The 3,594-nt window shown below is 34.7% G+C and carries 4 protein-coding genes; 2 read left to right on the forward strand and 2 right to left on the reverse strand.

The genetic code is table 11. The annotated features are described in order from the left end of the window. Positions 1 to 961: acyltransferase family protein (locus V7137_RS27345; protein WP_335700985.1), on the forward strand; the 961-nt coding region annotated here is incomplete at its 5' end. Between the two features lie 55 nt (positions 962 to 1,016). On the opposite strand, the gene V7137_RS27350 is transcribed toward V7137_RS27345, so the two are convergent. After that, positions 1,017 to 1,541, reverse strand: coding sequence for a MerR family transcriptional regulator (locus tag V7137_RS27350; protein ID WP_335700986.1), 525 nt, complete (start codon positions 1,539 to 1,541; stop codon positions 1,017 to 1,019). Positions 1,542 to 1,604: 63 nt separating this feature from the next. Next, positions 1,605 to 2,501 carry a MerR family transcriptional regulator gene (locus V7137_RS27355; RefSeq protein WP_335700987.1) on the reverse strand — a complete coding sequence of 299 codons (897 nt, stop codon included), beginning with the start codon at positions 2,499 to 2,501 and terminating at the stop codon, positions 1,605 to 1,607. A 245-nt stretch (positions 2,502 to 2,746) separates the two neighbouring features. Between V7137_RS27355 and V7137_RS27360 the strand changes: the two genes are divergently transcribed. Then, positions 2,747 to 3,583: a DMT family transporter gene (locus V7137_RS27360; protein WP_335700988.1), complete on the forward strand. Its 837-nt coding sequence runs from the start codon at positions 2,747 to 2,749 to the stop codon at positions 3,581 to 3,583. Positions 3,584 to 3,594 lie beyond the last annotated feature (11 nt).

Here is a 3,594-nt window from a genome sequence, read left to right on the forward strand (position 1 = left end):
GTATTTTGATAATGCAAAATTTATCTTGATTTTTTTGGTCGTCTTTGGGCACCTTATTAGTCCTTTAAAAGAACAAGACGGAATTCTTTTCACGTTATATACAGTCATTTTTCTCTTTCACATGCCAGCTTTTATTTTTATCTCTGGATACTTTGCTAAAGGTTATAAAAAGAAAGGCTATTTATTAAAGGCAATTAAGAAAATATTGCTGCCTTATTTTATTTTCCAACTGCTTTATTCCATTTATTATTATCTAAATGGGCAGGAAGCGAGAATTGAGATCGACTTTTTAAATCCACATTGGTCATTATGGTTTTTGTTGAGTTTGTTTTGTTGGAATTTGTTATTATATGTGTTTGCCAGATTTAGATGGATGGGCTTTTGTTTCGCAATCGGTTTGGGAATAGCGATAGGATTTATTGATGATGTGGGTAGTTATTTAAGCCTGTCTAGAACATTTGTATTTTTTCCATATTTTTTATTAGGATATTTACTAAATGGGGACCACCTGAAAAAAGCGATTCGTTCCAAATACTCACTGCCAATTGGATTAGCAATTATTTTAGGAACATTCTTATCCTTAGGGTTTAGTTTCCCGCATGACGCAGTCCCATGGCTCCTAGGTGATACCTCATATGCAAATATGGGAGTGGAAGAGTGGTCGGATGGACTGTTTCGAGGAGCCCAATATTTACTGACATTAATAGTCGTTTTTGGATTTATGACAATTATACCTTCAACCTCATTTAGAATTTCGGAAATAGGTGAAAGAACGTTGTATGTCTACTTGTTACACGGGTTTATTGTTAAAACACTTGAAGTAGCCGTTCTAGATAAAAATTTATTCAATTTTTCAGGACATTATCTTTTACTGATCATCCTGTCCTTGATTATCTGTTTAATTCTTGGCAGTTACGTAACAAAAAAATATACTCGGCCGCTTGTGGAACTTAAGATTTAGTGGAATTATATGATATGAAAAGAGCCGAACAGGTACCTGTTCGGCTCTTAGTTTGTTACAAAAAACCTAATAATGAACTTACGATGTTTTTCTTTTTTCTTTTTCCTTTACTTGAGTCAAATACAATCGGATCATCAATTTGAGAAGGCAAATTGACTTTACTAAGGAGCTTTTGGAATTGATCAAGCTGCTTAGTTAATTCATTTACTTGAATTTGCAATTCTTCTATTTCACGGCGATGCTGGAGGAGTTGATAAGAAACAACGGAATCTGCTTTTGAGTGGAGTTCAATTTCTAATTTACTGACTTTCTCATTCAATTTTTCTAATTCTTGGTTGTCTTCTACAATCTTAATGGCACCTTTTCTTGGAACTTTTTTCTCTTTTAATGGTGTGATTTCTTGGATAAGTGTACCATTTTGCAGTTGTTCATGGATTTTTTTTAATACTTCGATATCCTCATTGCTAAAATGATAGTGCCCACGCTCATTTCTTTCCATTGGTAACTCGAGTTGCTTGACCCAGCGTTGAATAGTACTGGTGGATACACCTAATAATTTTGCAACTTCACTAGTATTCATATCGAATCCCTCCAATGATTTAAATAAACCCAAAAATCCACGAGTAACGATTTTTTCCTTTTTTTAAGTCCAGAATTTCCACCATTTTTTTTCTTTTGCTGCTGCGACATCTCGGTAGCTGTTTAACATTTGTTGAAAGGCTATTTCGCGTTGAGTGATTTCATGCCGGTACTGATTTCGTTCTTCAAGGAAGAATTCACGTTCTTTGGTCATTGCCTCAGTTAGACTTGAGATCTCGTTGTTGGTAACATCTACGTAATGGGATAATTCCTCTGATGTTTCCGATAACTGCTTGGAGAGTGTATATATTTCTTGAGACGTCTCTATTGATACGTTCGCAATATTGTTAGATAGGTATTGTAAAGAGTCTGCGGAGAGTTCAGATGCTTTTTCTAATGTATTTGATAAATCTTGAATTTCAGCTTGGGTGTTTGCAGAAGATTTATATATAGAGTCAGATATTGACTTAACTGTTGTATACGTTCCTTTGTTTATTTCCTTCTTTACTTCTTCTAATACTTCTTTTCGTACAACATTCTGGATCTCATTTTTTACTTCGCTTAAGAAATTTTGCTTGTACGTATCCATTGCCTCGAAAAACTGATGTGCATCAATTGCATCCTGTATGGTAAGATGTGCATCTATCGCATCCTGAATGGTAATTGGTGGAGGGGGTTCAGACATGACCTCGAGTGAGACTTCGGTTTTTTCTTGCACCACTCCATTTTCAGGGTGAAGTTTTATTTGCATCCATTCCCTGATTCCTTCCTTCCTTCCTTTATTCTCATACATTTTTTTAATTTCTACTAGTTTGTCGATTTCTAAATCTGTATAAATTCTTGCCCCTTGTTTTGTTCGAGGAATCTCAAACATATCATCAAAATCTTTTTCCCACTGACGGACAATGCCAGGTTTAATATTTATCTTTTTAGCCGCTTCTTTTAAGGTATAGGTCTTCATTAAAAACGTCATTCCTTTCTATTTATCTAGGAAATTATTCATCTTGTGTTAGTTATTCACCATCTAGTACTGATTTTTCCTGCAACATGACAAAAGCTATCAAAACAAGACGGAATACATGAAATAACAACATATTTTTGCAAAAATACACCGTTATAGCGAATATTCGCAAAAAAACAATTGAGAGGAGTGCCAGGGAGGTATATTATATAAAGTGAAAATGATAAAGGGAGCGAAGGAGCAACATGTGGATAGCAGCGGCCTTGATTACGATGGTTTGCTTTGGGACAAATAATACCATTTTTAAATGGAGTACGGGAAAGAGAGTCTCGAAAGTACATATTCAATTTATCTTTTATTTTGTAGCCTTTGTATTAACACTAGGATTTGCGATTGTTCATGAAAACGTCCAACTAAATTTAATTACGATACTGCTAGGAGCTTTGATTGGAATTTTAAATGCAAACGGCAATATCCAAATGTCAAAGGCCTTTGAAAAGGGACCTGCTAGTTTAACTTCGCCATTAGTAGGAACTAATACTATATTTCCTATTGTGTGTGCAGCAGTTGTTTTTCATGAACATATTACCCTGATTCAGTGGTTGGGAATTGTCTTTATGCTAGGGTCGGCCATGGCTATTCAGTATTCAACGGAAAAAAGCAGACGGACAAATTATCTTCCATGGATTATTCGTGTCGGCCTTGCCATTTTATCTTTTGGTATATTAGGGATTTTAATGAAAGCAACGTCATATTTACATCTCAATTCATTGAATATCCTCATTGCGATGTATGGTGGCGGAAGTATTTATTTAATTATTTGTAGTATGCTGACGAAGGAAAAGTGGCAAAGATCAGAAGTCAATGTCGGGTCTATTGTCGGTCTAATTAGCATTTTAGGCTATAGTTGTTATTTCTATGCCCTTAAGATTGGAACAGCAAGTATTGTTTTTCCAGTAGTAAGTTTAAATTGTTTAATCGTTGTGCTGGCTGGATTTCTTCTTTATAAAGAAAAACTTAAGAGGTATCAAGTTATTGGTGTTATTACCGCACTAATTGGGATCATTTTTACAAAGTTATAAATAGTACAATA

This window comes from Neobacillus drentensis, from assembly GCF_036962765.1.
GTDB classification, from domain to species: Bacteria; Bacillota; Bacilli; order Bacillales; family Cytobacillaceae; genus Neobacillus; species Neobacillus drentensis_C.

Excerpts from the sequence above, each read along its gene's own strand:
- V7137_RS27350 (WP_335700986.1), bottom strand. The coding sequence starts at position 1,541 with ATGAATACTAGTGAAGTTGCAAAATTATTAGGTGTATCCACCAGTACT.
- V7137_RS27355 (WP_335700987.1), bottom strand. The coding sequence starts at position 2,501 with ATGAAGACCTATACCTTAAAAGAAGCGGCTAAAAAGATAAATATTAAA.
- V7137_RS27360 (WP_335700988.1), top strand. The coding sequence starts at position 2,747 with ATGTGGATAGCAGCGGCCTTGATTACGATGGTTTGCTTTGGGACAAAT.